The 3,263-nt window shown below is 39.9% G+C and carries 3 protein-coding genes, 1 pseudogene and 1 riboswitch; of the genes and pseudogenes, 3 read left to right on the top strand and 1 reads right to left on the bottom strand.

Features of this window, described 5'->3' with window-relative positions:
* The 3 genes and pseudogenes from HT699_RS08785 to HT699_RS08775 all read left to right on the top strand — a co-directional run.
* Positions 1–348, top strand: a pseudogene (locus tag HT699_RS08785) (IS630 family transposase); the annotation flags it as partial.
* Positions 349–671: 323 nt separating this feature from the next.
* Complete coding sequence (gene lctO, locus HT699_RS08780) at positions 672–1,808, top strand: L-lactate oxidase (protein WP_054388060.1); 1,137 nt, start codon at positions 672–674, stop codon at positions 1,806–1,808.
* Between the two features lie 148 nt (positions 1,809–1,956).
* Positions 1,957–2,045, top strand: a riboswitch (TPP riboswitch).
* Between the two features lie 217 nt (positions 2,046–2,262).
* Entirely contained in the window at positions 2,263–2,931 is a 669-nt protein-coding gene (locus HT699_RS08775) for a TenA family protein (protein ID WP_000449921.1), read from the top strand.
* Between the two features lie 54 nt (positions 2,932–2,985).
* Here HT699_RS08775 and HT699_RS11570 read toward each other — a convergent pair.
* The coding region (locus HT699_RS11570; protein WP_345789796.1) for a hypothetical protein at positions 2,986–3,263 on the bottom strand (278 nt) is incomplete at its 5' end.

Here is a 3,263-nt window from a genome sequence, read left to right as displayed (position 1 = left end):
CTCTATCGTCCTTATGCAGGGGCTCCTAGAGGGGAGAAAGTCTATGAAAAGATTAGCGGACGTCGTTTTGAGCGAACTTCAATTGTTGCAGGACAAGTAGACGGAGAGTTTATAGCTCCCATGATTTACAAGAACAGCAGGACAAGCGATTTCTTTGTGGAGTGGTTCAAAACGCAACTCCTACCTGCTTTGAAAACACCTCATGTTATTATCATGGACAATGCTAGTTTTGATCCCAAGAACATTTTGGATGAACTCTGCATCCAAGATAAACACTTTTTCTTACCTCTACCGCCTTATTCACCAGATTTGAATCCTATTGAGCAAGCTTGGGCTATCTTGAAAAAGTTGGAACGCTTTTTAAAACTAAATGACTGATATAAGTCCATAGACCCTATTAGAGGATGTTCTGGTGTCTTATTCACTTGTTTTTTTATAGTATTAGTAGATAGAATTAGCAAATAAAAAAGTAGTTCAAATGCCTGGAAGTAAAAAATCTCAACGATTCGCTTAATATAGACTAAAGTTTAGAGTTTAAGGAAAGTAGGGATAGTATATTGTATGAAAAAATAAGGTGGTTTTTAAGCAAAACTCTTGAAAATGATTGAAAAAAGAGTTATTATAGATGTATAGTAAAAAGCAAACGCTTACTTAATCAAGGAGGACAGTTTATGTCATACAAAACAAGCAATGCAGAAGGTCATGTAGATTTCATCAATACCTATGATTTGGAGCCAATGGCGCAACAAGTGATTCCTAAAGCAGCCTTTGGCTATATCGCCAGTGGGGCGGAAGATACATTCACTTTACGTGAAAACATCCGTGCCTTTAACCACAAGCTCATCGTGCCTCATACACTTTGCAATGTAGAAAATCCAAGTACAGAGATTGAATTTGCAGGTGAAAAATTGTCTTCACCAATCATTATGGCGCCTGTTGCGGCTCATAAATTGGCAAATGAACAAGGTGAAGTGGCGACTGCGCGTGGTGTGCATGAGTTTGGTTCTCTTTATACAACTAGTTCTTACTCTACTGTTGACCTTCCAGAGATTTCTGAAGCCCTTCAAGGGACACCTCATTGGTTCCAATTTTACTTTAGTAAGGATGACGGTATCAACCGCCACATCATGGACCGTGTGAAGGCTGAAGGTTATAAAGCGATTGTCTTGACGGCAGATGCTACTGTAGGGGGTAATCGTGAGGTTGATAAGCGTAATGGGTTTGTCTTCCCAGTTGGCATGCCGATTGTTGAAGAATACCTGCCAGAAGGTGCTGGTAAATCAATGGACTTTGTTTACAAATCAGCTAAACAACGCTTGTCTCCACGCGATGTAGAATTTATCGCTGAATACTCTGGTCTTCCTGTGTATGTCAAGGGACCACAATGCCGTGAGGACGTTGAGCGTTCGCTTGCTGCGGGAGCTTCTGGTATCTGGGTCACCAACCACGGTGGTCGTCAAATCGACGGTGGACCAGCTGCTTTTGACTCGCTTCAAGAAGTGGCAGAAGCAGTTGATAGACGTGTGCCAATTGTCTTTGACTCTGGTGTTCGTCGTGGTCAACACGTCTTTAAAGCCTTGGCTTCAGGAGCAGACTTGGTAGCTATTGGTCGCCCTGCTATTTATGGTTTGGCTCTTGGTGGTAGTGTTGGTGTGCGTCAAGTCTTTGAACACTTGAATGCGGAATTGAAGACAGTTATGCAATTGTCTGGAACTCAGACCATTGAAGATGTCAAACACTTCAAACTTCGTCACAACCCATACAACCCAACCTTCCCAGTTGACCCTCGTGACTTAAAATTGTATTGATAAAAGAGATTGCCTCCACTGAATGTGGAGGTTTTTCTTCGTGTATTGGAAGAATAAATCGCTATCAAAAACTATATAAAGATATTTTTCGGTCAAATATCTTGCTAGGGCTTTCAATTTCTGTTATAATGGTCTAGTAATTAAATAATAGAGACATTTGGGGTGCTTTAGGCTGAGATGATACCCATTGAACCTGATACAGTTAAGACTGGCGAAGGGAAATGTGAACAGTTTTTTTCGTATGGTGAAATGAACGGTCTAATCTTGTAAGTCAACTCTAATTCTTGATTGTAATTGGAGTTTTTTTGTTTATATAAAACTGGGTAGGCTTGTTTAGGTAGCTCTCTGCAAATGCCCTCGATGTTCTTTAAAAGGATCAAGTGGAATTACGATTTTACTTGGTATTTCTTGGTGTTTTATTAATTACTAACAAGTAAAGAGAGGAGAAGTAAATATGGAAACACAGGTTTATACATTTCAGCCAGGTTTGACTGTTGGAGAATTATTAAAAAGCAGTCAGAAGGATTGGCAGGCTGCAATCAATCATCGTTTTGTTAAGGAACTTTTTGCAGGGACAATTGAGAATAAGGCCTTAAAAGACTACCTGATTCAAGATTATCACTTCTTTGATGCCTTCTTATCCATGTTGGGTTCCTGCGTAGCCCACGCAGACCAGCTTGAATCCAAGCTTCGTTTTGCCAAACAACTAGGCTTTCTTGAAGCAGATGAAGATGGCTATTTCCAAAAGGCTTTCAAAGAGTTAAACGTATCTGAGAATGACTATCTAGAAGTGAGCTTGCACCCTGTAACAAAAGCCTTTCAGGATCTAATGTACTCGGCAGTGGCTTCATCAGATTATGCCCATCTTTTGGTCATGCTAGTCATTGCAGAAGGACTCTATTTAGACTGGGGTTCTAAAGCTTTGGCTCTTCCTGAAGCCTATATTCATTCGGAATGGATCAATCTCCACAGAGGTCCTTTCTTTGCAGAGTGGGTTCAATTTCTGGTTGACGAACTCAATCGTGTCGGAAAAGGTCGAGAAGATTTGACAGAACTTCAGCAACGCTGGAATCAAGCGGTCGCTTTAGAATTAGCCTTTTTTGATATTGGTTATGATGCCTAGAGAAGGTTCATGATATTTACAAATTTGATGAGTTAATACTCTTCGAAAATCTCTTCAAACCACGTCAGCTTCACCTTGCCGTAGGTATGGTGTTCTATCTGCAACCTCAAAGCAGTGCTTTGAGCAACCTGCGGTTAGCTTCCTAGTTTGTTCTTTGATTTTCATTGAGTATAAATCATTCAATGTAACTGAAAAATTTCTTAACGAAAGATAGAGATAAACCGAAATCAGTAGATCGTATAAAGTGAAAAGGAAGGAATTCAATATGACAAGTTTAAAATTATTAAAAGAAAAAGCACCATTGGTCATTTGCATCACCAATGATGTGGTAA

This window comes from Streptococcus sp. 1055, from assembly GCF_013276815.1.
GTDB classification, from domain to species: domain Bacteria; phylum Bacillota; class Bacilli; order Lactobacillales; family Streptococcaceae; genus Streptococcus; species Streptococcus pseudopneumoniae.
Note: the sequence above shows the minus strand (reverse complement) of the source record. Positions and strands in the feature narration are given on the sequence as shown.